Source organism: Lentzea sp. NBC_00516 (assembly GCF_036346835.1).
GTDB classification, from domain to species: domain Bacteria; phylum Actinomycetota; class Actinomycetes; order Mycobacteriales; family Pseudonocardiaceae; genus Lentzea; species Lentzea sokolovensis.
The window spans coordinates 9,086,909-9,112,373 of sequence record NZ_CP107840.1; the positions used below are offsets into that span (position 1 = coordinate 9,086,909).

At 68.6% G+C, this 25,465-nt stretch carries 20 protein-coding genes; 16 read left to right on the forward strand and 4 right to left on the reverse strand.

Translation table 11 applies throughout. From position 1 onward, the window contains the following. The first annotated feature begins 26 nt into the window (after positions 1-26). From pyk to OG205_RS42250, 3 genes are all read left to right on the forward strand, one after another. Positions 27-1,451 carry a pyruvate kinase gene (pyk, locus tag OG205_RS42240; protein WP_330273377.1) on the forward strand — a complete coding sequence of 475 codons (1,425 nt, stop codon included), beginning with the start codon at positions 27-29 and terminating at the stop codon, positions 1,449-1,451. Positions 1,452-1,560: 109 nt separating this feature from the next. Then, on the forward strand, positions 1,561-2,472 hold the full coding sequence (gene tesB, locus OG205_RS42245) for an acyl-CoA thioesterase II (protein WP_330273378.1): 912 nt from the start codon (positions 1,561-1,563) through the stop codon (positions 2,470-2,472). 141 nt (positions 2,473-2,613) lie between these two features. Continuing rightward, complete coding sequence (locus tag OG205_RS42250) at positions 2,614-3,141, forward strand: Uma2 family endonuclease (protein ID WP_330273379.1); 528 nt, start codon at positions 2,614-2,616, stop codon at positions 3,139-3,141. Here OG205_RS42250 and OG205_RS42255 read toward each other — a convergent pair. Further along, positions 3,138-3,644 (reverse strand): Lrp/AsnC family transcriptional regulator, encoded by a 507-nt coding sequence (locus OG205_RS42255; protein ID WP_330273380.1) that lies wholly within the window; start codon positions 3,642-3,644, stop codon positions 3,138-3,140. The two genes, OG205_RS42250 and OG205_RS42255, sit on opposite strands and share 4 nt — an antisense overlap. Before the next feature lie 60 nt (positions 3,645-3,704). On the opposite strand from OG205_RS42255, the gene OG205_RS42260 reads away from it, so the two are divergent. Beyond that, on the forward strand, positions 3,705-4,298 hold the full coding sequence (locus OG205_RS42260; RefSeq protein WP_330273381.1) for a LysE family translocator: 594 nt from the start codon (positions 3,705-3,707) through the stop codon (positions 4,296-4,298). Here the strand turns inward: OG205_RS42260 and OG205_RS42265 are convergent. After that, a complete protein-coding gene (locus OG205_RS42265) occupies positions 4,281-4,583 on the reverse strand; it encodes a DUF2218 domain-containing protein (protein ID WP_330273382.1) in 303 nt (100 codons plus the stop codon). The genes OG205_RS42260 and OG205_RS42265 overlap by 18 nt on opposite strands. 121 nt (positions 4,584-4,704) lie before the next feature. Between OG205_RS42265 and gndA the strand changes: the two genes are divergently transcribed. Further along, positions 4,705-6,135 carry an NADP-dependent phosphogluconate dehydrogenase gene (gene gndA / locus OG205_RS42270; RefSeq protein WP_330273383.1) on the forward strand — a complete coding sequence of 477 codons (1,431 nt, stop codon included), beginning with the start codon at positions 4,705-4,707 and terminating at the stop codon, positions 6,133-6,135. Continuing rightward, positions 6,132-7,667: a D-alanyl-D-alanine carboxypeptidase/D-alanyl-D-alanine endopeptidase gene (dacB, locus tag OG205_RS42275; protein WP_330273384.1), complete on the forward strand. Its 1,536-nt coding sequence runs from the start codon at positions 6,132-6,134 to the stop codon at positions 7,665-7,667. Before gndA ends, dacB begins: the two co-directional genes overlap by 4 nt. Before the next feature lie 217 nt (positions 7,668-7,884). Here dacB and OG205_RS42280 read toward each other — a convergent pair whose 3' ends face one another. Beyond that, on the reverse strand, positions 7,885-10,098 hold the full coding sequence (locus tag OG205_RS42280; protein ID WP_330273385.1) for a SulP family inorganic anion transporter: 2,214 nt from the start codon (positions 10,096-10,098) through the stop codon (positions 7,885-7,887). Positions 10,099-10,484: 386 nt separating this feature from the next. Continuing rightward, entirely contained in the window at positions 10,485-10,802 is a 318-nt protein-coding gene (locus OG205_RS42285; protein WP_093597178.1) for a hypothetical protein, read from the reverse strand. Positions 10,803-10,967: 165 nt separating this feature from the next. Here OG205_RS42285 and OG205_RS42290 point away from each other — a divergent pair, with 165 nt between their 5' ends. From OG205_RS42290 to OG205_RS42335, 10 genes are all read left to right on the forward strand, one after another. Continuing rightward, entirely contained in the window at positions 10,968-11,813 is an 846-nt protein-coding gene (locus OG205_RS42290) for a helix-turn-helix domain-containing protein (protein WP_330273386.1), read from the forward strand. A 22-nt stretch (positions 11,814-11,835) separates the two neighbouring features. Then, on the forward strand, positions 11,836-12,027 hold the full coding sequence (locus tag OG205_RS42295) for a DUF397 domain-containing protein (protein ID WP_330273387.1): 192 nt from the start codon (positions 11,836-11,838) through the stop codon (positions 12,025-12,027). Positions 12,028-12,350: 323 nt separating this feature from the next. Next, complete coding sequence (locus OG205_RS42300; RefSeq protein ID WP_330273388.1) at positions 12,351-15,185, forward strand: AfsR/SARP family transcriptional regulator; 2,835 nt, start codon at positions 12,351-12,353, stop codon at positions 15,183-15,185. A 70-nt stretch (positions 15,186-15,255) separates the two neighbouring features. Continuing rightward, positions 15,256-15,411 carry a hypothetical protein gene (locus OG205_RS42305; protein ID WP_330273389.1) on the forward strand — a complete coding sequence of 52 codons (156 nt, stop codon included), beginning with the start codon at positions 15,256-15,258 and terminating at the stop codon, positions 15,409-15,411. Positions 15,412-15,422: 11 nt separating this feature from the next. Beyond that, positions 15,423-18,395, forward strand: a complete 2,973-nt coding sequence (locus OG205_RS42310) for a helix-turn-helix transcriptional regulator (protein ID WP_330278356.1) — start codon at positions 15,423-15,425, stop codon at positions 18,393-18,395. A gap of 119 nt (positions 18,396-18,514) precedes the next feature. After that, positions 18,515-19,267, forward strand: coding sequence for an ABC transporter ATP-binding protein (locus OG205_RS42315; protein WP_330273390.1), 753 nt, complete (start codon positions 18,515-18,517; stop codon positions 19,265-19,267). 7 nt (positions 19,268-19,274) lie between these two features. Further along, positions 19,275-21,791, forward strand: coding sequence for an ABC transporter permease (locus OG205_RS42320; RefSeq protein WP_330273391.1), 2,517 nt, complete (start codon positions 19,275-19,277; stop codon positions 21,789-21,791). Between the two features lie 608 nt (positions 21,792-22,399). After that, positions 22,400-23,662, forward strand: coding sequence for an ABC transporter substrate-binding protein (locus OG205_RS42325; protein ID WP_330273392.1), 1,263 nt, complete (start codon positions 22,400-22,402; stop codon positions 23,660-23,662). 74 nt (positions 23,663-23,736) lie between these two features. Continuing rightward, on the forward strand, positions 23,737-24,636 hold the full coding sequence (locus tag OG205_RS42330) for a carbohydrate ABC transporter permease (protein WP_319977842.1): 900 nt from the start codon (positions 23,737-23,739) through the stop codon (positions 24,634-24,636). Positions 24,637-24,638: 2 nt separating this feature from the next. Beyond that, positions 24,639-25,463: a carbohydrate ABC transporter permease gene (locus OG205_RS42335; RefSeq protein ID WP_330273393.1), complete on the forward strand. Its 825-nt coding sequence runs from the start codon at positions 24,639-24,641 to the stop codon at positions 25,461-25,463. Positions 25,464-25,465 lie beyond the last annotated feature (2 nt).

A 25,465-nucleotide genomic window follows, 5' to 3' on the forward strand; every position in this document is an offset into this window, starting at 1 on the left:
AGGAACGGGGTCTACTCTCTCTACACGTGAGTCGACGCGCAAAGATCGTCTGTACCCTCGGTCCCGCCACTGGCACGCCGGAAAAGGTCCGTGACCTGGTAGCGGCCGGTATGGACGTGGCCAGGATGAACTTCAGCCACGGCAGCCATGCCGACCACAAGCAGGTTTACGACATGGTCCGCGCGGCAGCCGACGAGTCCGGCCGCGCCGTGGGAATCCTCGCCGACCTCCAGGGCCCCAAGATCCGCCTCGGCCGTTTCGCCGCGGGTCCGGTGGACTGGAACACCGGCGACATCGTCCGCATCACCGTCGAGGACGTCGAGGGCACGCACGACCGCGTGTCGACGACGTACAAGGAGCTCGCGAAGGACGCCAAGGTCGGCGACCGCATGCTCGTGGACGACGGCAAGGTCGCGCTCGTGGTCGTGGACGTCGAAGGTTCCGACGTCGTGGCCGAGGTGACCGAGGGCGGTCCCGTCAGCAACAACAAGGGCCTCTCGCTGCCCGGCATGGACGTCTCCGTGCCCGCCATGTCCGAGAAGGACATCGAGGACCTCGAGTTCGCGCTCTCGCTGGGCGTGGACTTCATCGCCCTGTCGTTCGTCCGCTCGCCGGCCGACATCGACCTGGTCCACCAGGTCATGGACCGCAGCGGCGGCAAGCGCCTCCCGGTGATCGCGAAGATCGAGAAGCCGGAGGCCGTGGACAACCTCGAGGCCATCGTGCTGGCCTTCGACGGCGTCATGGTCGCCCGCGGTGACCTGGGCGTCGAGCTCCCGCTGGAGCACGTCCCGCTGGTGCAGAAGCGCGCGATCCAGATCGCCCGCGAGAACGCCAAGCCGGTCATCGTCGCGACCCAGATGCTCGACTCGATGATCACGAACTCCCGCCCGACCCGCGCCGAGACGTCCGACGTCGCGAACGCGGTGCTCGACGGCGCGGACGCCCTGATGCTGTCCGGCGAGACCTCGGTCGGCCGCTACGCCATCGAGTCCGTGGAGACCATGGGCCGCATCATCGAGGCCGTCGAGACCGAGTCGGTCGTCGTGCCGCCGCTGACGCACGTCCCGCGCACCAAGCGCGGCGTGATCTCGTACGCGGCCCGCGACATCGGCGAGCGCCTCAACGCCAAGGCCCTGGTCGCGTTCACGCAGTCCGGTGACACGGTCCGCCGCCTCGCCCGCCTGCACACGCACCTGCCGCTGCTGGCCTTCACGCCGGAGCCGGCCGTGCGCTCGCAGCTGTCGCTGACGTGGGGCACCGAGACGTTCATCGTGCCGCGCGTCGAGTCCACCGACGAGATGGTCCGCCAGGTCGACGTGGCCATGATCGAGATCGGCCGCTACTCCGCCGGTGACCTCATGGTCGTCGTCGCCGGATCGCCCCCCGGCACCATCGGCTCGACGAACCTCATCCGGGTGCACCGCCTGGGCGAGGACGACCACGCGTAAGTGCTCTGACTCTCAGTCAGGCCTGTCGTGATGCCGGCCCTGCTCCCGCATACTGGACGTGTGCCGGGAGCAGGGCCGGTGCCTTGCCCAGACCTAGGAGAGTTCCACCGTGACTGAGGCCGCCCGTGCCGCCGCTTCGAGCCCGTCGGGCCTGAGTGGACAATCCGCAGTGGACGACCTGGTCGCGTTGCTCGACCTGGAACGCATCGAGGAGAACATCTTCCGAGGTGTGTCGCCCGCCGAGTCGCCCGTGCGCGTCTTCGGCGGACAGGTCGCGGGCCAGGCCCTGGTCGCCGCGGGCCGCACCGTCCCGGTGGAACGGCGCGTGCACTCGCTGCACTCGTACTTCATCCGCCCCGGCGACCCGCGCGTGCCGATCGTGTACGAGGTGGACCGCATCCGCGACGGCCGCTCGTTCACCACTCGCCGCGTCGTGGCCGTGCAGCACGGCAAGGCCATCTTCTCGCTGTCCGCGTCCTTCCAGCTGGACGAGCAGGGCGTCGAGCACTCGTCGGAGATGCCCGTCGTGCCGGACCCCGAGTCGCTGCCGACGTGGAGCGAGTCCGCCAAGAGCTACCCGCTGGTGAACCTGAAGTTCCCGCGCCCCATCGACGTCCGCTACGTGACCGAGCCGCCGTGGGAGTCGCGTGAGGACGGTCCGGGCCAAGCCGCGTCACAGGTGTGGATGAAGGCAGACGGCAAGCTGCCGGACGACCCGATGCTGCAGCTCTGCGTGATGACGTACGCCTCGGACATGACGCTGCTGGACGGGGTGCTGGCTCGGCACGGCGTTTATTGGGGGCTGGACAAGGTTCTTGGGGCGTCTCTGGACCACGCCATGTGGTTCCACCGGCCGTTCCGGGCCGACGAGTGGTTGTTGTACGACACCACTTCGCCGTCTGCTTCGGGGAATCGCGGGCTGGCCACCGGGCGGTTCTTCACCCAGGACGGGGCGTTGGTGGCCACCGTGGTGCAGGAAGGGCTGATCCGGGTGATCAAGTCGTCACCCGATGGGGAGTGAGCTCGCACCCCTGTTCGAACCACGCTTGTGAGTGATCAAGCCGTGTGTTGCTTGAACCGATGCCTAGACTGACTGGTGGCGGATACTTCAGGGCGGAAAGAAGGTGCGCACGTGACTTCGGGAGCGTGGCGGAATCACCTGATGAGCCTGGACGAGTGGGACGCGATGCCAGAGGACAAGAACCTCGAGCTCGTAGATGGAGTCCTGCACGTGGTACCTGCTGCTGTACCCCCTCATCAGAAGGCTCAGAACCGGCTGGCCTATTGGCTCGACGAGCAACTCCCCGACAGTCTCACGGCTTACGCCGATGTCGATGTGACACTGGACAGCTCGGATCGGCCGACCGTGCGCAAGCCCGACATCGTCGTGGTGACGACCGAGGCAGCCAACCGCAACCCGAAGCGATTCGCTGCGGAGGACGTCGTGCTCGCCGTGGAGATCGTGTCTCCAGGCTCGGAGCGAGTGGATCGCGTGGCGAAGCCCATGCAGTACGCGAAGGCGGGAATCCCGCACTACTGGCTGGTTGAACTCGGTGAACCGATCAGCCTCACGACGTTCGAATTGATCGATGGAATCTACGAACCTGTAGAGGACTGCACGGGTGAAGTGAAGCTGAGCAAGCCTGCGCCATTGGCGTTCGACCTCGACAGGCTGACTCGGTTGCGCTAGGCCTTGCGCCGCCGGTGAGTCGGCCGCAGGTTCGCCGGCGGCGTCAACGCACGCGTCTCCACCCGCTCCAGCACCACCGAGCTCGTCAGGTTCCGCACCTCCGTCCGCGAAGCGATCTTGTCCATCAGGAACGCCTGCAGATGCGTGGACCCGGCGACGGCGATGTGGATCAGGAAATCGGCCTGCCCGGACACGTGGAAGATCGACCGGGTCTCCGGCTGCGCCATCACGAACGCCCGGAATCCGGCCACCACGGTCCGGGTGTGCGGCCGCACGTTCACCGAGATGACGGCCTCCAGAGGCAGCCCTGTCGTAGCCGGGTCGACCACGGCGTGGCACCCCGTGATCACGCCCAGGTCGCGCAGCCGCCGCACCCGCTGCAAACACGACGACGGCGCCAGGCCGACGATCTCGGCCAGCGCGCGGTTCGGCAGGGTGGCGTCGTTCTGCAGCTCCTCCAGGATGTGCCAGTCGACCGAATCCAGTTCGGCTTGTTCGCGCATAACCGAACATCGTACTGACCTGCTGGAACTCGCACGAACAAACCACAGACGATCAGCGCCATGCACATCGCGTGGACGTCGTTCCTGCTGGCACTCGTGGTGATCACGGTCGTGCCCGGTCCCGACTTCGTACTGGTCATGGGGAACGCGGTCCGGAGCCTCCGCAAAGGCATCGAGGCGGCTCTCGGGGTGCTCACCGGGCTGCTGATCCACGCGACGCTCGCGACGGTCGGGTTGTCCGCGCTCGTGGCGGCGGCTCCGGCGGCGCTGTTCGTGGTCAAGGCGATCGGCGCGGTCTACCTCGCGTACATCGGGTTCATGACCCTGAGGTCAGCGAACAAGCCGATCGAAGAGCAGCCTCAGCAGAAGAACGTGTTCCTGCGCGGCATGTTGTGCGACCTGTTGAACCCCAAGGTGATGCTCACGTTCCTGAGCCTCATCCCGCAGGCGATGGACCCGAACGCCGCGCCCCTTCCGCAGGCGGCCGTGCTGAGCGCCGTCACGGTCGGGGTGTTCGCGGTGTTCTGGGTCATCGTGGTGCCGTCTGCGCGTCAGCTGGGCAGGCTGTTGAACAGGCCCAGGACGCGCGCGATGTTCGAGAGGGTCTGTGGGACCGCTCTCATCGGGCTGGCGGCGTCAGTTCTCGCTACCTGAGTCCCACGTGACGGACAGTTCGTCGCGCGTTCCGAAGCGGACGAGGTGCCGTTCCACGACGTCCTGCAGCCGGGCCACGTCCTCCTCCGACGTGCAGACCACGCGCATGATCAACGCGTCGTCCGCGGCCTCGAACTCCGCGAGGCCGGCCGAGAAGCGGACGAAGCCGCGGGTGTCCTCCCAGGACCCTTCGAGGTCCTTGGCCGTGAAGTGCTTCACCAGCTGCGAGCCGTACCTGGGGGCACGGTCGGTCGCCGAGCGTCCCACGCTCGTGAATTCCGTCATGCAGCCAACTTACGCCTAGCAATACGTACCGGCACGTGACGCGGTTCACCTGGTAAAACGGAGTCTGAGAACACCCTGTGACGTCTCGCGTAATCACCGAGAACACGGCAGGCTGTGGCGCATGACGGAAGGCAAAGCACGTATCGCGGTCACCGGTCTTGCCACCATGGGCAGCAACCTCGCGCGGAATCTCGCGCGGCACGGTTTCAAAACTGCCGTGCACAACCGGACGCCCGCGAAGATGAAGGCCCTGCTCGACGAGCACGGCCACGAGGGCGACTTCGTCGGCGCCGAGACGCTGCAGGATCTGGTCGACAGCCTGCAGACGCCGCGCCAGATCATCATCATGGTCAAGGCGGGTGGCCCGACCGACGCCGTCATCGACGAGCTGAGCGGGATCCTCGAACCCGGCGACATGGTCATCGACGGCGGCAACGCCCACTTCAACGACACGCGTCGCCGTGAGGCCGCGCTGAAGGAGAAGGGGCTGCTGTTCGTCGGCGCCGGCATCTCCGGTGGCGAGGAGGGCGCGCTCAACGGCCCGAGCATCATGCCGGGCGGTCCCGCCGAGTCCTACAAGCACGTCGGGCCGGTCTTCGAGGAGATCGCGGCCAAGGTGGACGGTCAGCCGTGCTGCGTGCACGTCGGGCCGGACGGCGCCGGGCACTTCGTGAAGATGGTGCACAACGGCATCGAGTACGCCGACATGCAGCTGATCGCCGAGGCGTACGACCTGCTGAGCCGCATCGGCGGGCAGACGCCGGCGGAGATCTCCGAGGTCTTCACGCAGTGGAACTCGGGCGACCTGGAGTCGTACCTGGTCGAGATCACCGCCGAGGTCCTCAAGCACGTCGACGCGGACGGCACGCCGCTCGTCCAGGTCATCGAGGACGCGGCGGAGCAGAAGGGCACCGGCCGCTGGACCGTGCAGGAGGCGCTGGAGCTGGGTGTGCCGGTCACCGGTATCGCCGAGGCCGTGTTCGCGCGCAGCCTGAGCGGCCACACCGAGCAGCGCAAGGCCGTGCGCGAGGCGTTCGGTGCCAGCGAGGTCGTCGCGAAGCCGGACGCCGAACTGGTCGACGACGTGCGCCAGGCGCTCTACGCGTCGAAGGTCGTCGCGTACGCGCAGGGCTTCGACATGATCCGTGAGGCGTCGAAGAACTTCGACTGGAACATCGACCTCGGCGCGATGGCGACGATCTGGCGTGGTGGCTGCATCATCCGCGCGCAGTTCCTCAACCGCATCCGCGAGGCCTACGACGCGAACGCGGACATCGAGTCCTTGTTGGTGGACAACTACTTCCGCGACGCGGTGCAGAACGCCGAGGCGGCGTGGCGCCGGGTTGTGGTGCGAGCAGTGGAATCCGGCGTGCCGACGCCGGGCTTCGTGTCCGCTTTGGCCTACTACGACGGACTTCGGTCGGAACGTCTGCCGGCCGCGCTCGTCCAGGGACAGCGGGACTTCTTCGGGGCACACACCTACAGGCGCATCGACAAGCCCGGTAGCTTCCACACGTTGTGGTCGGGTGATCGATCAGAGGTGGAAGCGTGAAATTAGGCATTCTGGGGGCGGTCGTCGCTGTGACGGCAGGGTTGACCCTGACGTCCAGCGGCGGCGCCGTGGCGGTCGGCAACGAGGCCCTCACGGCTGATCTCGACACGATCCTGGCCGACAACGCGCTGAAGGGCGCGGATGTCGGCCTGGTCGTGCGGGACGCCAACTCGGGTGAAGTGATCTACACCAGGCAGAGCAGCAGGCGTTCCCAGGTGGCGTCGAACATGAAGCTGCTCACCACGACGACGGCGCTGGAACTGCTGGGCCCGGACTACCGCTGGAAGACCGAGCTCGTCTCGGCCGGAACCAGGACCGGGACGGCGCTCGACGGCGACCTGGTGCTGCGCGGTGGCGGCGACCCGACGATGTCCCGGCTGCGCTACCAGCAGCTCGCGGACACCTTGAAGGCCAGCGGTGTCACCACGGTGAACGGCGCTCTCGTCATCGACGACACCAAGTTCGACGCGCAGCCGTACGGCACGGGCTGGGCGTGGGACGACGAGCCGTACGCCTACAGCGCGGAGACGTCGGCGCTCACGCTCTCGCCGGACGCGAAGTTCAGCGCGGGCACCGTGATCGTGCGCGTCAAGCCGGGCGCCGCGGCGGGCGCCCCGGCAGTCGTCACGACCGAACCGGCGAACGACCACGTGCAGATCGTGTCCACGGCGACCACCGGCAACGGCGGCGTCTCCGTGGAACGTGAGCACGGCACGAACCGGATCTTCGTCAGCGGTTCCACGTCCGTCGAGACCACCGCGCTCTCGACGGTCAAGGACCCGACCGGGCTCGTGACGTCGGTGTTCCAGAAGGCGTTGCAGGCCAACGGGATCACCGTCACCGGTGGCGTGAAGAGGCAGAAGGCGCCGGCGAATGCCGCCGTCCTCGCGACCGACACGTCGATGAAGCTCAGCGAGCTCATCGTCCCGTTGCTCAAGGACAGCAACAACATGCTGGCCGAGGTGCTGGTCAAGACCGCGGGTGGCTCGTTCACCAACGGCGTCAACCAGCTCAGCACCAAGTGGTCCGGTATGGGCGTCGACCCGAACGCGGTCGAGGTCTTCGACGGTTCCGGCATGTCCCGGCTCGACCAGTTCTCGCCGGACGACCTCACCTCGGTGCTGGTCAAGGCGAAGACCAAGCCGTGGTTCGCCGCGTGGCAGGCGTCGCTGCCGGTCGCCGGTGTCGACGGCACGCTGGTCAACCGCATGAAGAACACCCCGGCCGCGGGCAACCTGAAGGCCAAGACCGGGTCGCTGTCCGGCGTCTCGGGCCTGTCCGGCTACGTGAAGACGCAGGCCGGCCGGGAGCTGGTGTTCTCGGTGGTGCAGAACAACGTCCTGTTGTTCAACAGCCCGAAGAGCATCGAGGACAGGATCGCCGTGCGCCTGGCCTCCGACGGTGGCACGCAGCTGGTGTCGCCGCAGGTCCAGTCGGTGCCGCAGCAGCGCAAGGCCCCGGCGCAGGACCGCACGAAGGTTCCCGCGAAGGAGCGCTTCGACGTGGAGTGCTCCTGGATCGGCAGCTGCTAGTCAGTAAGCGTCAACGGAGCCGCCCCGATCATTTTCGGGGCGGCTCCTCGCTTTTCTAGTGGTGTGGCTCGGAATGTTGCCGGGGGAATTCGCGGTCAGACGGGTACATCGTGGTGTCGCCCCACGTCTTCGTACTGGTTGTACGGGGGCGTGGGGGCGGCGCCGCGAGGTGCCCTGCTGAGCGTGGATTACCTCGCCGACGTTCCGAGTCGCGCCACTAGGCCGGTGCCGTCACCGGTTCGAGCCCGTTGCGGTCCGGGTCGACCAGGTACACGCGGGCGTTCGAGATGTCGAAGTACATGCCCTTCAACGTGAGCGTGCCCGCGGCGATCGCCTCCCGCACGCTCGGGTGGGCGAGCAGGTTGTCCAGCTGCTGCGCGACGTTCGCGACGGCGAGCCGGTCGGCCACCGGCAGGTCCGTGCAGCCGGGCGCCGTCGGCGCGTGGAACCGGATCAACGACGGCTCGGCGTTGCGCAGCCACGAGTGCAGGTGCGAGCCGCGCGACGCGGACCCGTTCACCAAGGCCTTCATCGCACCGCAGTCGGAGTGTCCACACACGACGATCGTGCTGACGTTGAGGATCTCCACGGCGTACTCGATCGCCGCCCCGACCGAGCTGTCGCCCGCCGACGGCATCGGCACCAGGTTGCCGATGTTGCGCACGCAGAACAGGTCGCCCGGCCCGGACGTGGTGATCAGGTTCGGCACCACGCGGGAGTCCGCGCAGGTGATGAACAGCTGCTGGGGCCGCTGTCCGCGCACCGCCAGCTCGTGCAGGAACGGCCGCACCAACGGCGCGGACCGGCGTTCGAACTCGTGCATCCCGCGCAGCATCGGATCGCCTTCCACGGACGACCGCTGCTCCGGCAGCGTCACCGGGCCAGGCGTGCCCTGCCAGTGCGACCACGGTGCGAACCAGCGCGGCAGCGGGCCGGGCAACGTCTTGTGCCGCCCCGGTTTGCCCTGGTTCGCCCGGTCGTACCAGGTGTCGTGCACCTCGTCGACCTGAACCCGGCCACCGAGCCGTTCGTAGCCCTCGCGCCAGTCGTTGATCGCCTCGTAGGACGCGTGGTCCAGGTAGTCGACGTGCAGTTCCAGTACGACCGTCTCGCCCTGCGGCATCTTGCGCAGCTCCCGCACGAGCCGCCCGACTCCCAGGAACACCAACGATCCCCGCACGTACACCCGGTTGCTCTCGACCCGCACCGAGCAGTGCGTCAGCCGGTACAACGCGCGCAGCAGCGCGATGGCGAGCCCGGCGACCACGCCTTCCAGCAGTCCGAAGAGGACGACACCGAGCGCGGTCGCCGCGTAGACGAGGAACTCCCGGTGCCGCACCAGGTTCCGCATCCGGGCGACCGACACGAGCCGGAGTCCGACGACGAACAGCACACCCGCGAGTGCCGACAACGGGATCAGCTCCAGGGCCGGTGCGAACGCCAGCACCGCCACCGCGATCCACACGCCCTGGAAGATCGCGGCGTACCGGGTCTTCGCGCCCGCCGCGACGTTCGTGGAACTGCGTGCCAGGCCACCGCTGATCGGGAACCCGCCGAGCGCGCCCGCGAGCACGTTGCCGGTGCCCTGCGCGATGAGCTCCTTGTCCAGCCGGGCGCGCGGCCCGTCGTGCAGCCGGTCCGTGGCGACGGCCGACAGCAACGACTCCATGCTCGCCACCAGCGCGACCGTGACGATCGCCGTGAGCACGGTGCCGACGCTGCCTCGCGGCATCTCCGGGAACACCAGCGCATGGCTGTCGGGCAGGTCGACCCTGGCGACGTCGAGGCGCAGCACGAACGCCAGCGCGGTGGCCGTGGCGACGGCGACCAGCGGCGCCGGAATCAGCGAGACACGCGGAACACGGGGCCACAGCAGCAGAACCGCGATCGCCACGGCGCCGGCCAGCACCGACCCGAGGTGGGCGCCGACCAGTTCTCCCGGCAGCAGCGCGAGGTTCGCCGGCACCGTCGACGCCGCCGTGCCGCCCAGCACCACCACGAGCTGCCCGACGGCGATGGAGATGCCGATGCCCGCGAGCATGCCGTGCACCACGGCGGGGGACAGCGACATCACGAGGCGGCTGATCCCGGTGAGCCCCAACGCGAGTTGCAGCACTCCGGCGGCCAGCGTGATCGCCGCGGTGGCGGCCCACCCGAACTGCGCGACCAGCCCGGCCACGATCACCACCAGCCCGGTCCCCGGCCCGCTGATCTGCAACGGCGCTCCGCTGATCGCGCCGACGACCACGCCGCCGATGACCGCGGAGATGATCCCGGCCATCAGCGGCGCGCCCGTGGCGTGCGCGATGCCGAGCGACAACGGGATCGAGATGAGGAACAGCACGAAGCTCGCGGGCAGGTCGTTCCTGAGGATCAGCGGTGGACCGTGCGGGGTGTGGTCGCCGGTGTTGGACCTGGGCTGATGGTTCACGAGATTTCCCTTTGCTGAATAGCGGCATGGCCCTGTGCGACGGCTGCACAGGGCGGGGAGGGGAGGCGAGCTGAAGAGGAGCGCTCTAGACGCGCTCTAAGGGCAGCATGCGGCGCGGCCGGACGGCATCGAGCGCGTCGGCGCGGTCATGCGGGGTCGGCACGGGAACACCTCCGTGTCGGCACAGGCATCATGGGGCGGGATCAGGCCGCGTCGCCCTCAATGATGGGGCCGGAATCGGTGCTGTGACAGATCTTTCAGCCAACCGTGTTGATCTTGGGCGGCGCCGTCACGCGAGGTGATCACGAAGAAGGGCCGGCTCCGGTCGGGGGGTGCGGAGCCGGCCCAAGTCGGGTCGGAACTGAAGAACTATCGAGTTCCGGAATTCAGCCTACCGAGCGCAGATGCTTGCCGTGCGCAGTCTCCTGGCCGACGACGGTCAAAATCAGCTGCGCCGAGAGATAAGCACGGCACGGTGCGGGCATTCGCCGTGAGAACCAGCCGCGCTTGCAGGTCGCGCACCGGCCGTGCTCGTCGGGCTGGTGCTCGTCGAGCAACGCCTTCACCACCGCGACCACCCTCGGCAACTCAACCCTGGCGAGTACGAGAGCGGTCTGGTCGTCGCCACGTGCGGCGAGGTCGGTGAGTGTGGCCAGGTGGGAGTGCAGCGACTTGTCCAGTTGGCTGAACACCGTGACGGCCATCAGGCTCAGAGCTCCAGTCCTTACGTAAGCAGCCCCAGCAGACTGTCGCGTCGAACCTGCGATCTGCAAGTTGCAGTACACGAATGGATGACGTCTCTTTGCGACGAGCTCCTTTGCTCTCAAACTGGGAACGGCCAGGAGGTTGGATGCCGTCCAGGAGGAGTCATGCGGGGTAGCAGCCCGACTCTGCGCAAGCGCCGGCTCGTGAGCGAGCTCCGGCGGCTGCGTGAAGTGGCAGGGCTGACGATCGAGGAGGTGGGCGAGCGCCTGGAGTGCTCGGCCTCCAAGATCAGCCGCATCGAGACCGGCCGTGTTGGGGTGAGCCCGCGTGACGTGCGGGACATGCTCAACGTTTACGGCGCGGACGCCGCCACCCTCGAGGAACTGGTTCAGCTGGCAAGGGAAGCCCGTCGCAAGGCGTGGTGGGACGAGTTCGGCGACATCGTGCCCGGTCGTTACGTGGGGTACGAGGCCGACGCGGACTCGATCAGGACCTATCAGGGGCTGATGATCCCGGGCCTGCTGCAGTGCGAGTCGTACACGAGGGCGTTGATCTCCCAGGTGCTGCCGGACGCGCGCGCCGCCGAGATCGACCGCCGCGTCCGGTTGCGCAGGGCCAGGCAGGCCCTGCTCAGCGAGGACGACCCGTTGCGCCTGCACGTCGTGATCGACGAAGCCGCCCTGCGCAGGCTCGTCGGCGGCGCCGAGGTGATGCGCGTGCAGATGGCGCGTCTTCTCGAAGTCGGTGCGTTCCCGAACGTCACGATGCAGGTCGTGCCGTTCAGCGCCGGAGGTCATGCTGCGATGGACGGCCCGTTCGTCATCCTGAGCTTTCCCGAGCAGCTCGACTCCGACGTCGTCTACATCGAGAGCACCAGAAGCGGCGTCTACCTGGAACAACAGTCGGACGTCCATTCCTACGCCGAGATGTTCGAGCGTCTCGTGAGTTCCGCCCTGACCCCGCGGGAATCGTCAATCCTGATCACGGAGATCGCTCGCACTCTCGCGTGACCGCGACCGGAGAGTGAACAGAGTGGAAAGCTTGCGTTGGCGCAAGAGCAGCAGGTCGTCGGCCGGTGGGCCCGAGTGCGTCGAGATCGCGCTCGTCCCATCAGGCGCGGCGGTTCGTGACAGCAAGAACGCGGACGGGGCGCGGCTGAGGTTCGGCGGCGCGGGATGGGACACGTTCCTCACCGCCGCGAAGACAGGGTCTTTTGTCAGCTGATCGAAAGACGAGAACGAGGAAGGCCCCGGCTGGATCAACCAGCCGGGGCCTTCTCGCGTAAGGGGACGTGGGCCGGCCGGCGTTCCGCCGCCGCGGGCTGGATGCCCCTTGCACGCCGGCCGACCCACGTCGATCATGGGGAGCAGCGGGTGTTCCGCTGTCCGGTCCAACCTGCTCAGACTCGCTGATCTTCGGTTTCCGTTGATCTCGCGGTCTGTGGTTGGTTGGACACGCTAAGCGTAAGAATGGCTTCTACAGCACGACTGGAGCCCTACTGAAGTGATCTTCAAGCTCCAGGTGGACCACGGGCGAAGGACATATCGGTGACGCACGGCGAGGAACCCCTTCGGTTCGAGGTTCTCGGCCTTCTCCGAGTCGTTCGCGCAGGTCAAGAGGTTGATCTCGGTGCGGCGAAGCAGCGCGCCGTCCTCGCGGTCCTGCTGCTGGAGCGCAACACACCGGTCAACCGCGGGCAGATCATCGAGGCCGTGTGGGGCGACAACGTGCCCTCGAGTGCGGTGAACCTGGTCCAGACCTACGTCGCCGGACTGCGCAGGGCGCTCGAACCGACCCGTGCGCGCAGGGCTCCCGCCGAGCTGCTGACCTCGGTCGGCGACGGTTACCTGATGCGCGTCGAGCCTGGAGCCCTCGACCTCGACGTGTTCGAACGTCAGGTCCTGCTCGCGAACCGCATGCGTGCCGCCGGTGATCTCGCCGGAGCCGCGGTCGAGCTGGACGACGCGCTGGCGTTGTTCCGCGCCGAACCGCTGGGCGGTGTCTCCGGCCTGCACGCCGACGTCGAACGCGGCCGTCTCGTGGAACGCCGGCTGGCGGTGCTGGAGGAACGCGCCGAGCTGGGCCTCGCGATCGGGCAGGGCCCTGAACTGGTCTCGCAACTGGGGTCGATGGTCGCCGAGCACCCGTTGCGCGAACGCGGCCACGGCCTGCTGATGCGGGCGCTGGTCCAGGCGGGCCGTCAGGCCGAGGCGCTGGCCGCGTACCGGGAGGCCCGCGCCGTGCTGATCGAGGAGCTCGGCGTCGAGCCGGGTCCCGAACTGCGCCGGGTGCACCAGGCGGTGCTGGCGGGGGACAGTCCCGAGCCGGAACGCGCGCCGGTCCGCGTGCCGCAACAGCCGAGTGCTCCCGAACCCACACCGATGACGATCCCCGCCCAGTTACCGCGTGCTCCGGTCGCGCTGGTCGGCCGGGACCCCGAACTCGGCCTCATGGACGCGTTGCTGCGCGGCCACGACGGCCCGGTGATGCTGGTGACCGGTCCGGCGGGGGTGGGCAAGACCGCGCTGGCCCTGCACTGGGCGCACCGGGTCCGCGAGGAGTTCCCGGACGGCCAGCTCTACGTCGACGTGCACGGCTACGACCCGAACCGGGAGCCGCTGGAGATCGGCGAGGTGCTCAACCGGTTCCTGCGCGCGCTGGGCGTTCCGGCCAGCGACACCCCGGTCTCGGTCGACGAACGCTCGGCGCTGCTGCGCACGTTGCTGGCCGATCGCCGGATGCTCGTGATGCTCGACAACGTCCGCAGCTCGGCCGATCTGCTGCCGTTGCTGCCGGGAGCGCCCTCGTGCGTCGTCGTGACCTCGCGCCGCCGGTTGGTCGGGCTGGTCGCGCAGGTCGAGGCGAAGCTGATCGAGCTGGACATGCTCGACCCGGACGCCGCCGTCGACGTGCTGGGCCGCATCGCCGGCCGGTCGGACATCGAGGCCGGTGCGTTGCGCGAACTTGCCGAACTGTGTGACGGCCTGCCGCTGGCGTTGCGGATCGCCGCGGCCCGTCTCGCCGTGTCCCCTCGTCTGCGCGTGGCCGAACTGGTCGAGGAACTGCAGGACGAGCAGGGCCGCCTGGCCGCACTCGGCCTGGAGGACGGTGAGGGCACCGTACGAGCCGCCCTGGACGCCTCACGCCGTGCGTTGCCCGCGGAACCGTCGAGGTTGCTGGCGATCGTGGGCCTGCACCCCGGCGCGGACCTGACCCCGCACGTGGTCGCGGCGATGGGCGACGTGGCGTTGCTGGAGGCCCAACGCGCGCTGGACGCGTTGACCGCCGCGAACCTGCTGTCCGTCAGCGAACCCGGCAGGCACGTCGCCCACGACATCGTCCGCGTCTACACGAAGACGCTGGCCGGAGAGCTGTCCGAGCCGGAACGCCGTGCCGCCACCGGCCGGATGCTCGACTACTACCTGCACTGCGCGGACCTCGCAGACGGGTTGTTGCCGATCAACCGCGGCAGCGTCCTGGTCGCGCCCGAGCACCGGCCCGTCCACGTGCCGGCGATCTCCGGTGCCGCGGACGCGACGGCCTGGTTCGACGCCGAGCGCGCCAACCTCATCGCCGCAGCCGAGCTCGCCTCGGGTTCCGGCTGGCACGTCCACGCGTGGCAGCTGCCGTACACGTTGTCGCGATACCTCTGGCTGCGGACCGAGCGCGAGACCTCGTTGCGCCTCACCGAGGCCGCGTTGCAGGCCGCCATCGCGCTGAACGACGACGACGCCCGGTTCGTCATGCAGTTCAACCTCGGCGTCGCGCTGCTGCAGTTCGAACGCTTCGAAGAGGCCTTGCAGGCTCAGCAGGGCGCGCTGGAAGTGGCTCGCCGCAAGGAGGACGTGCACCAGCAGGCGCGTGCCCTCACGACGGTCGCCGGCACGTTGCAGGACCTGGGCCGGGCCGCCGAGGCCGAGGCGCACTACCGCGAGGCCATGGAGATCTCGCGGATCGCCGGCTCGAAGTGGGCCGAGGCCAACGCCCACCACCACCTCGGCCTGTTGTACCTGAGCACCCAGCGCTTCGACGACGCGATGCCGTGGCTGCGCGTGGCGTTGCGGATGTACCACGAGGTCGGCGAGCAGTGCGGGGAAGCGGCCTGTCACGTCGACATCTCCACGGCTCTGCTGGAGACCGGTGACACGGACGGTGCGCTGTCCTCGGCCCGTACGGCGTTGGCGGTGGCGTGCGATGCCGTCTCGCCGTACCACCAGGCGTTGGCGCACGACCGGCTCGCGGCGGTGTTCGAGCAGCTGAACGCGGCGGGGGCGGCGGCGCACTGGCAGCGCGCGCTGGCGCTGTTCAGCGAGCTGGGAGCGCCGGAGGCCGACGGGGTAAGGGCCCGGCTGGCTCGCGCACGTGCGGTGACGGTCGGGTAAGGGGTCCTGCGGGCAGGACTGCGTGATCGCCCGATGCCTCACCGGGACCCTCAGGACGAACCTCAGGTCCATGACCGAATGGACCCCTGAGGCGATCAAGGCAGAAATCGACTACCGACGTGGTACCGCGGCGTGCAACTGGCAGCGCTCGAACGGCAACGGGCCGTCGTGGCTGAGCCGGGTGATGCACCGCACCTCTGGAAAACCCAGCAGCACCCGCTCATGACTTATGCGAGCATGCCTCTTGTGGCGCGCCTTGGTTCCGGAATTCCGTTGGTCGCACGCGATCGGGAACTGGACCGGTTGCGTGCCGCGCTGGCACAGGCCGGGGAGGGCACCGCGGGGGCGGTGCTGCTCGCCGGTGACGCCGGTGTGGGCAAGACGCGGCTGATCGACGAACTGGCCGCGAGCGCCGACGACACCCTGGTCCTCATGGGACGGTGTCTGGACGTCGGCGAGACCGGCCTGCCGTACCTGCCGTTCGCCGAGGCGCTGGGCAAGTTGAAGAGCGACGTGGCGAACCGGCCGGCGCTCGCGATGTTGCTGCCGCAGCTGACGTTGCCCGCCGAACGCGAGCCCGGCACCGAGGGCATGATCGCGCCGAGCCTGATTCCAGGCCGCAGGCCCGAGCAGGACGTGGGACAGCTCCAGCTGTTCGACGCCGTGCTCGGGCTTCTCGGTGATCTCTCCGAACGGCAGCGCGTGCTGTTCGTGGTCGAGGACCTGCACTGGGCGGACGCGTCCACCCGGTACCTGCTGTCGTTCCTGTTGTCCCGCCTGCGTTCCCAGCGTCTGCTGGTCGTCGGCACCTACCGCGCGGACGACCTGCACCGCAGCCATCCGTTGCGCCCCTTGCTGGCCGAGCTGGTCCGGCTGCCCGCCGTCGACCGCCTGGACCTCTCGCCGTTCAACGCAGCGGACGCCCGCCGGTTCGTCGAGGCCCTGTCCGACGATCTGCCGGAGGACGTCGTCCAGCAGGTCGCGGAACGCTCCGAGGGCAACGCGTTCTTCGCGGAGGAACTCATCGCGGTGGCCACCTGTGACGACGCCAGGTCGCTGCCTTCCGCGCTCGCCGACGTGCTGCTCAGCCGGGTCGAAAGCCTTGGCCCCGAGGCACAGCACGTCGTCCGCGTCGCGTCGGTCTGGGGCCGCCGGGTCCGCCACTACCGGCTGCACGAGGTCGCGGGCATGGCGGACATCGCGTTCGACACGGCCCTGCGCGAGCTGATCCAGCACCACCTGCTCGTCGTGAACGACGACGAGGTCTACGCCTTCCGTCACGCCCTGGTCCGGGAGGCGGTCTACGGCGACCTGCTGCCCGGCGAACGGGGCCGGCTGCACGCCGCCTACGCACGTCACCTGGCCCAGCGGCCGGACGAACGCGGTGGCGCGGCGGCGCTGGCCCACCACGCCTTCGAGAGCCACGACCTGCCGCAGGCCCTGGAGGCCTCGATCAAGGCGTCCAAGGAGGCCGAACGCGCCGGCGCGCCCGCGGAATCGTTGCGGTACCTGGAGAAGGCGCTCAACCTGTGGAACGCCGTCGCCGAGGCCGCTCGTCCGTCCGATGTGGACGAGTCGGTGCTGCTGCGGCGCGCCTCCTGGGTCGCGGGCACGGCCGGGCAGCCGGAACGCGCGGTCGCGTTCGCCCGCAGCGCCACCAAGGCCATCAGCGCCGAGCAGTCGCCGGAGGAGGCCGCCGAGGTCTGGCTGCGGCTCTCGCAGGCGCTCTCGATCCTCGACGGCAACGAGGAAGAGCACTTTCTGGTCCTCGGCAAGGCGCTCGCCCTCGTGCAGGACCGCGAGCCCAGCCCCACCCGCGCCCGTGTGTTCGCGGGCAAGGCGTCTTCCCTGCGCCAGCAACGCAAGGACGCCAAGGCCAGGGAGGCCGCCGAACTCGCGATCGCGGACGGCCAGACGGCGAACGCGCCGGGTGCGGTCGCGGACGGGCTCGGCACCCTGGCGATCCTCGACGACCACGCCGGCCAGCCGGACGAGGCGAAGGCCAGCTTCGAGCGCGCGATCCAGTGCGCGCGCGAGGTCGGAGCATTCAACAACGAACTGAGGGCTTGGTACTACTACGGCCTGATGCACTACGACCGCGGCGAACTGGCCGAGGCCGCCCGCGTCTACAACCTCGCGGGCGACCGGGCCAAGGAGACCGGCCTGACGTGGAGCATGTACGGGCTGGAGATCCGCATCCTGCAGGTGCTCGTGCACTACTACATCGGCGACTGGGACTACGCGGCGTGGGCCAGCGAACCGCCCGGCATGTCCGTGTCGTCGACGGTGCTGGCCCGGCTGGCGTCCGCGAGCACGCACCTCACGGTCTCGCGCGGCGACCTGGCCGAGTCCGAGCGGATGATCACGAAGCTGCGCAGCGACTGGCACCGCGACATCCAGATCGCGCTGATCAACGGCGGTACGGGCGCGGAGCTCGCGTTGTGGCGCGGCCGTCCCGAACTGGCCGTCGAGCGCGTCACGGACGCGTTGGCGTGGGCGCGCAAGCTCGGTGGTCCGTGGATGCTCGCGGGCATCAGGATCGGCGCGATCGGCATCGCGGCGCACGCGGAGATCGCCGCGAAGGCCCGCCGCAAGCGGGATGCCGAGGCCGGGAAGAACGCGGTCGCTGCGGGACACGAACTCGCCGAGCACGTGCGGCTGACCGCGGAGAACGGCAAGCCGCGCGCCGGAGTGCTCGGTCCGGAGGGACGTGCGTGGCTGGCCCGCGGGCTCGCCGAGGAGTCCAGGCTGACCGGAGCGGGCGACCCGGAGCTGTGGCAGGCCGCCGTCGACGAGTTCGCCTACGGGGTCGTGTTCGAGCAGGCGCTGTGCCGGTGGCGGCTCGCGGAGGCGTTGCTCGGGGCGGATCGCCGCGAGGAGGCGGCCGAGCAGCTGCGCCTGGCCGACGAGGTGGCGACGAGGCTCAAGGCCGTTCCGCTCGCCGAGGCTGTGGCGTCGTGCGCCAAGCGGGCCCGCATCACCCTCAGGGCTGACGAACCGGTGCGCGAGCAGGTCGACCTCTTCACCCCCCGGGAACGCGACGTGCTCGGCCGGGTGGCCGCGGGACGGACGAACCGCGAGGTCGGCGAGGAGCTCTACATCAGCGAGAAGACCGTTTCCGTGCACCTTTCCCGGATCATGGCCAAGCTCGGGGCGTCGCGGCGGGCGGAGGCCGTGGCCATCGCGTACGACCGGGGTCTGCTGGAATAGCGCTGGTTGTCATACCTCAGGCTGATGCTTTACGCGTCGCGGAGTTGATGTCCGCGCACTCAGCTTCCTCATAGCTTCTTCCTCATCAAGGAAACACCCCCTGTGAGGAAGGCAAGTACATGTCAGCACTGGCGTCCGAGGTCGGCACCCGGACCGCTGCGGCGGCCCACAACCTGGTGAAGGTCTACGGCAAGGGTGACACCGCGGTGCGGGCGCTCGACGGCGTCAACGTGGCATTCCAGGCCGGCCGTTTCACCGCGATCATGGGCCCATCCGGCTCCGGCAAGTCCACGCTGATGCACTGCCTCGCGGGACTGGACACGGTGGACAGCGGCGCGATCCACATCGGACAGACCGAGATCACCAAGCTGAACGACAAGGACCTGACCAAGCTGCGCCGCGACCGCGTCGGCTTCGTGTTCCAGGCCTTCAACCTGCTGCCGACGCTGACCGCCGAGCAGAACATCCTGCTGGGCCTGGAGCTCGCCGGCCGCAAGCCCGACAAGGAATGGTTCGACACGATCGTCAACGTGCTGGGCCTGCGCGACCGCCTCACGCACCGCCCGACCGAGCTGTCCGGTGGCCAGCAGCAGCGCGTGGCCTGTGCCCGTGCCCTGGTCGCCCGTCCCGAGGTCATCTTCGCCGACGAGCCGACCGGCAACCTGGACTCCCGCAGCGGCGCCGAGGTGCTCGACTTCCTGCGCATGTCGGTCCGCAAGATGGGCCAGACCGTGATCATGGTGACGCACGACCCGGTGGCCGCGAGCTACGCGGACCGCGTGGTGCTGCTCGCCGACGGCCGGCTCGCGGGCGAGATCCACCAGCCCACCACCGAGTCCGTCGTCAACGCCCTCACGCACCTGGGGGCGTGAGCTACCGATGCTGAAGACGATCCTTGCGGGCCTGCGGGCCCGCACGGCGAGGCTGGTGCTGTCCAGCATCGCCATCGCGCTCGGCGTCGCGTTCGTGACGGGCACGCTCGTGCTCGGCGACGCCGTCGGGGAACAGACCAGGGACAACTTCGCCCGCAGCGCCCGCAACGTCGACGCTGCCGTGCACATGGGCGAGAACAGCCCCAACCGGGAGGACGGCATCCCCGCCGACTTCCTGCAGAAGATCCGCAACACCCCTGGTGTCGAGGGCGCCGACTCGCGTGAGTTCGGCAGCGCCGCGTTGCTCAGCGGCGAGGGCAAGGCGCGCAGCGCGCTGGTGCAGCCGCTGCCCACGACGGAGAAGCTGCGCGACTTCGACCTCAAGGACGGCAAGTTCCCGGTCAAGGCCGACGAGGCCGCGATCGACGTCAAGACCGCACAGGTCGCGAAGCTCAAGGTCGGCGACAAGCTCAAGCTGCTCGACGAGAGCAACGCCGAGCACCCGTTCACCATCGTCGGCACCTACCAGCAGGGCGCCAGCAGCATCTCGATGTCCGGCAGCGACCACGTCCTGGTCTCGCCGGAGGGCCTGCGCACGGTGGTCCCGGCGCAGCGGATCTACGAGATCGTCGCGGTCGCCAAGCCCGGTGTGTCGCAGCAGCAGCTCGTCGACAACGTCACCAAGGCCATCGGCACCGGCTACGAGGTGCAGACCGGCGAGCAGTTGACCCAGGCCACGCTGGCCCAGGTCGGTGACGCCGCGAGCGAGATCAAGACGTTTCTGCTCGCGTTCGCCGCGATCTCGCTCGTCGTCGCGGGCATGGTCATTTACAACACCTTCACGATCCTCGTCGCCCAGCGCACGAAGGAACTCGCACTGCTGCGCTGCGTCGGCGCGAACCGCTCGCAGGTGTTCCGCAGCGTGCTCGCCGAAGCGCTCTTCATGGGCCTCACGGCGTCCGTGCTCGGCCTTCTCGGCGGAGTCGGCGTCTCGGCGGGCCTGCAGGCGTTCATCAGCACCGTCGGCGGCCCCGGCGGAGAGGACGCCCCGATCCGCCTGCCGATCTCGTGGGTGACCATCGCCGCGGGCTTCGGTGTCGGCGTGGTCGTGACCGTGCTCTCGGCCGTGTTGCCCGCCCGTCGTGCCACGCAGGTCGCCCCGGTGGCCGCCCTGCGCTCGCAGCCGGACAGCTCCGACGACGTCGCCCGCACCGGCAAGCTGCGGATCATCATCGCGACGCTGATCGCACTGGCCGGTGGCGCCGCCGTCTACTTCGGACTCCAGCAGGAGAAGGAAGAGCCGGCGATGTTCATCACCGGTGGCGCCACGATGGTGCTGCTGCTGGCGGTGCTGCTGCTCGGCCCGCTCTACGTGCCGCTGGTGAACCGCCTGTTCGGCAAGGCTCTGCGCGGCGTCCCGGCGAAGCTGGCCTCGGCCAACGCGGGCCGCAACCCCAAGCGCACGGCCGCGACGACAGCGGCGTTGATGATCGGCGTGACCATCGTCGCGATGGTGACGGTCGTGGCCGGAAGTGGCCGCGCGACCATGAACGAGCAGGTCGACAAGCGGTTCCCAGCGGACTACGCGATCAAGTCGAACGTGTACAGCCAGCCGCTCTCGCTGAAGTTCACCGACGACCTCGCCAAGGTGCGCAACGTCGAGATGGTCGCGCCCGAGCTCAGGGCGTACGGCGAGTCGCCGAAGCTCGAGTACGCCGACGTCACCGGCTACCCGGTCGAGGCGCTCGGGTCCCTGGTGCGGCCGGACCTCGCCGCGGGCACGTTGACGGGGCTCAAGGACGGCGAGATCGCGATGCGCGAGAAGGAGGCCAAGGTCGCCGGCGTCGCCATCGGCTCCACCGTCCCGATCAGCGGCAAGGACCTCAAGGTCGTCGCGCTGATCAAGGACAACACCTACGGCACCGGCATCGTGACGCTCAAGACCGCCGAGTCGCTGCTCAAGGAGCCCGCGAAGGGCTACCAGAACGTGCTGATCAAGCTCGCGCCCGGCACGGACATCACGGTGGCCCGCGCTGACCTGGAGCGGTTCATCGCGACCTCGCCGGTGGCGGTCCTGGACTCCGCCGCCGAGACCAAGGCGGAGCTGAACGGTCAGATCGACCAGATCCTGATGTTCATCTGGGCCCTCGTCGGCCTGGCGCTGATCATCGCCCTGTTCGGCATCGCGAACACGCTGACGCTCTCGGTGCTGGAACGGACCCGCGAGTCCGCCCTGCTGCGGGCGCTGGGCCTGACCAGGGGCCAGCTGCGGCAGATGCTGGTGGTCGAGTCGATCCTGATGGCGCTGATCGGCGCGGTCGTGGGCGTACTCCTCGGCGCCGGATTCGGGTGGCTGCTGGTCGAGGCGATCTCCAACTCGGAGTTCAAGATCAGCTTCTCCATCCCGTTCGGTCAGATCGGCATCATGCTCGGGCTGGCCGTGGTCGCGGCGGTCATCGCCGCAGCCCTGCCTGCTCGGCGGGCCGCGCGGAACTCCGTGGTGGCGGGCATGGCGGAGGCGTAGGACACCCCGCCTGGCCCCGGCAGTCGGGGGCCGCGGCCAGGCGGGTTCGGGAGTGCGGAACAGGGGCCGCACGACCGGGGGATCGGTGGAGGTCCGGTGCTGTCGGGGCACCGGGCCTCCGCTGCGTTCACGGCCAACCCGCTCCCGCGCCGCAGACCACCCTCGCAAGGTGACCGCCCGCACGGAACGCGACCCACCCTGCTGGAACCCGACGCCCCGCACGCAACCTGCGCCGCACGCCTCGGCCCGCAAGCCACTCAATACATGTTCACCTGCATGAACAACCCGCCCCGACACCCGCCTGACAACACCTGAACCACGACCTCGGAAAAAATCTTGAGCAGCACGCGTCACTTTTGGCCCGCAACCCCCTCTACCTGGGGTGAGGGACGACCGGAGCGAGGGCCCGGTCGTCCCTCTTCGTCGTTCTCAGGGGCCCGGTGGCCGCCCCATCCGAGACGCTCGGCGTTTCGGTCCAGGTTTTTGTTGCCTGCCACGACAAAGTTACGGAACGATGTCGACCGCTTGACACCCGCGCCTCTCCGGTTGAGTGTGAGAGCGCTCTCATCACAGTTAAGCGCCGCTCACGGCGTCGTCGAGGAGGACGGATGAGCACAAGACTGGTCGGCAGCGTCGCTGCGACCCTCGCGATGGTTCTGGTCGCAGGATGCGGCGGGAGTTCCGGGGCCGACGGCAAGATCGAGCTGTCGCTGGGTCTGTTCTCCGACTTCGGGTACGACAAGCTCATCGAGGAGTACATGGCCTCGCACTCGAACATCAAGATCGAGCAGCGCAAGGTCAAGATGGAGCAGCACAACACGCAGCTCGCGACTCAGCTCGCGGGTGGCCGTGGTGCCGCGGACATCGTTGCCCTCGAGGAGGGCGTGGTCTCGCAGTTCCGCGCCTCCAAGGACAAGTTCGTGAACCTGGCGGAGTACGGGGCCAAGGATCTGAAGGACCAGTGGGCCGGGTGGAAGTGGAACCAGGGCACGGCCGACGGCGGTGAGTTCGTGCTGGGGCTGGGCACGGACATGGGCAGCCTGGGGCTCTGCTACCGCAGCGACCTGTTCGCGGCGGCCGGTCTGCCCACCGACAGGGCCGAGGTCGCCAAGTTGTGGCCGACGTGGGCCGACTACGCGAAGGCCGCGGACACGTTCACGGCCAAGACGCCGGATGTGAAGTTCGTCGACACCGGCCGCAACGTCTACAAGGCGATTCTCGACCAGACCGAGGAGGGCTACTTCGCGAAGGACGACTCGTACATCGCGGAGAAGAACGACAAGGTCAAGACGGCGTTCGACACGGCGGCGGCGCTCGGCACCAAGAAGCAGACCGGTGCTCTCGAGCCGTTCAGCCAGGACTGGAACGTCGCGCTGAAGCAGGGTTCGTTCGCCACCACCACCTGCCCGGCCTGGGCGCTCGCGCTGATCAAGGCGGGTGCCGGCGACGCGGCTGCCGGGAAGTGGGACGTGACGACGGCGCCCGGCGGTGGCGGCAACTGGGGTGGCTCGTTCCTCGCGATCCCGAAGCAGGGCGCGCACCCCAAGGAGGCCTACGAGCTGATCAAGTGGCTCACGGCCCCCGAGCAGCAGAAGCGGATCTTCAAGGAGACCGGCAACCTGCCGAGCCAGCCGAAGGTCTACCAGGACGCCGAGGTGCAGGCCACGGTCAACGACTACTTCAACAAGGCTCCGGTCGGCCAGATCTTCGCGACCTCCGCCGAGTCGTTGAAGCCGACCTACCGCGGCACGAAGGACTCGAAGGTCGGACCGGTGTTCGGCACCGCGCTGACCCGTGTCGAGCAGGGCAAGCAGTCGGCTGCTGACGCCTGGACGCAGGCGCTCAAGGAAGCGACGGACGCCGCCAAGTGACGGTGACGCGTCAAGAGACCGAGACGGCCCCGGCCGTCTCGGTTTCGCCTTCCAAGGAGCCGAAGCGCTTCCGGCTGAGCCACTGGGACGCCAGGTACACGCCGTACCTGATCATCGCGCCGTTCTTCCTGGTGTTCGGGATCTTCGGCCTCTACCCGCTGATCTACACGGCGTGGGTGTCGCTGCACGACTGGCAGCTGATCGACGGCAACCAGGGATTCGTCGGTCTCGCCAACTACGTCGAGCTGTTCGGCGACACCAAGTTCTGGAACGCGCTGTTCAACACGCTGAGCCTGTTCGTGCTCTCGACGGTGCCGCAGCTGCTGGCCGCGCTGGGGCTCGCCGCGCTGCTGGACCGAGGCCTGCGAGGCAGTGCGTTCTGGCGGGCCGGCGTGCTGCTGCCCAACGTCATCTCGGTCGCCGCGGTGGCGCTGGTGTTCGCGCAGTTCTTCGGCCGCGACTTCGGCATCGTGAACTTCCTGCTGGGCTTCGTCGGCATCGACCCGATCGACTGGCGTGCCGAGACGTGGGCCTCGCACCTCGCGGTGTCCACAATGGTCATGTGGCGCTGGACCGGCTACAACGCGCTGCTCTACCTGGCGGCGATGCAGTCGGTGCCCAAGGACATGTACGAGTCGGCCACCTTGGACGGTGCCGGTCGCTGGCGGATGTTCTGGTCGATCACCGTGCCGTCGATCAAACCGACGATCCTGTTCACCGTCGTCACCTCGACGATCGGCGGTCTGCAGCTGTTCGCCGAGCCCGCGCTGTTCGACCCCGGGTTCGCCGCGAACAACTCGACCGGCGGCTCCGACCGGCAGTTCCAGACGCTGGTGCTCTACATGTACGAGAAGGGCTTCCGGTTGTTCGACGCCGGCTACGCGGCCACCGTCGCGTGGATGTTGTTCCTGGTCGTCCTCGTGGTCGCGGTCATCAACTTCACGCTGACCCGGCGCATCGCGGGCAAGGAGTGACCATGAAGAACGCCAAGGCAGGTCCGCTGCTCTACGGGTTCCTGGTCGCCGTGCTGGCGGCCTCGATCTTCCCGCTGTACTACTCGTTCATCGTCGCGTCGAAGGACAACTCCGTCCTCGGCGAGAAGGTCCCGCCGCTGATTCCCGGCGGCAACCTGGTCGAGAACATCACCCGCGTCTTCGACACCGTCGACTTCTGGCTCGCCATGCAGAACTCGTTCGTCGTGGCGGCGAGCGTGGCGATCTCGAACGTCGTGCTGGGCACGCTGGCCGGGTTCGCGTTCTCGCGGCTGCGGTTCAAGGGCCGCGACTCGCTGTTCCTCGTCGTGCTCGGCACCGCGATGGTGCCGACGCAGCTCGGCGTGATCCCGCTGTACATGCTGATGTCCGACCTCGACTGGTACGGGACGCTGCAGGCGGTCATCGTGCCGGTGCTGATCGGGTCGTTCGCCGTGTTCTGGATGCGTCAGGCGTGCGAGGAGACCGTGCCGTACGAGCTGATCGAGGCCGCACGGATGGACGGCTGCTCGGTGCTTCGGACGTTCTGGCACGTAGGGTTCCCCGCGGTGCGGCCACAGGCGGCGGTGCTGGGCATGTTCACGTTCATGACGGCGTGGAACGACTTCTTCTGGCCGTTGATCGTGCTCGACCCCAACGACAGCCCGACGGTGCAGGTCGCCCTGTCGACGCTGGCCAGCGGGTACTACACCGACTACTCGTTGATGCTCGCCGGTGCCTCCATCGCGGTGCTGCCGGTGATCGCGATCTTCGTCCTGCTGTCGCGCCAGATCGTCGGCGGAATCATGCAGGGCGCGGTGAAGGGATGAGA

Coding starts and splice junctions, on each gene's coding strand:
- OG205_RS42285 (WP_093597178.1), bottom strand. CDS start 10,802: ATGGCCGTCACGGTGTTCAGCCAACTGGACAAGTCGCTGCACTCCCAC.
- OG205_RS42305 (WP_330273389.1), top strand. CDS start 15,256: ATGACCGAATGGACCCCTGAGGCGATCAAGGCAGAAATCGACTACCGA.
- OG205_RS42315 (WP_330273390.1), top strand. CDS start 18,515: ATGTCAGCACTGGCGTCCGAGGTCGGCACCCGGACCGCTGCGGCGGCC.
- OG205_RS42310 (WP_330278356.1), top strand. CDS start 15,423: ATGCCTCTTGTGGCGCGCCTTGGTTCCGGAATTCCGTTGGTCGCACGC.
- gndA (WP_330273383.1), top strand. CDS start 4,705: ATGACGGAAGGCAAAGCACGTATCGCGGTCACCGGTCTTGCCACCATG.
- OG205_RS42325 (WP_330273392.1), top strand. CDS start 22,400: ATGAGCACAAGACTGGTCGGCAGCGTCGCTGCGACCCTCGCGATGGTT.
- OG205_RS42255 (WP_330273380.1), bottom strand. CDS start 3,644: ATGCGCGAACAAGCCGAACTGGATTCGGTCGACTGGCACATCCTGGAG.
- OG205_RS42290 (WP_330273386.1), top strand. CDS start 10,968: ATGCGGGGTAGCAGCCCGACTCTGCGCAAGCGCCGGCTCGTGAGCGAG.
- OG205_RS42265 (WP_330273382.1), bottom strand. CDS start 4,583: ATGACGGAATTCACGAGCGTGGGACGCTCGGCGACCGACCGTGCCCCC.
- OG205_RS42320 (WP_330273391.1), top strand. CDS start 19,275: ATGCTGAAGACGATCCTTGCGGGCCTGCGGGCCCGCACGGCGAGGCTG.
- OG205_RS42250 (WP_330273379.1), top strand. CDS start 2,614: ATGAGCCTGGACGAGTGGGACGCGATGCCAGAGGACAAGAACCTCGAG.
- OG205_RS42335 (WP_330273393.1), top strand. CDS start 24,639: ATGAAGAACGCCAAGGCAGGTCCGCTGCTCTACGGGTTCCTGGTCGCC.
- OG205_RS42260 (WP_330273381.1), top strand. CDS start 3,705: ATGCACATCGCGTGGACGTCGTTCCTGCTGGCACTCGTGGTGATCACG.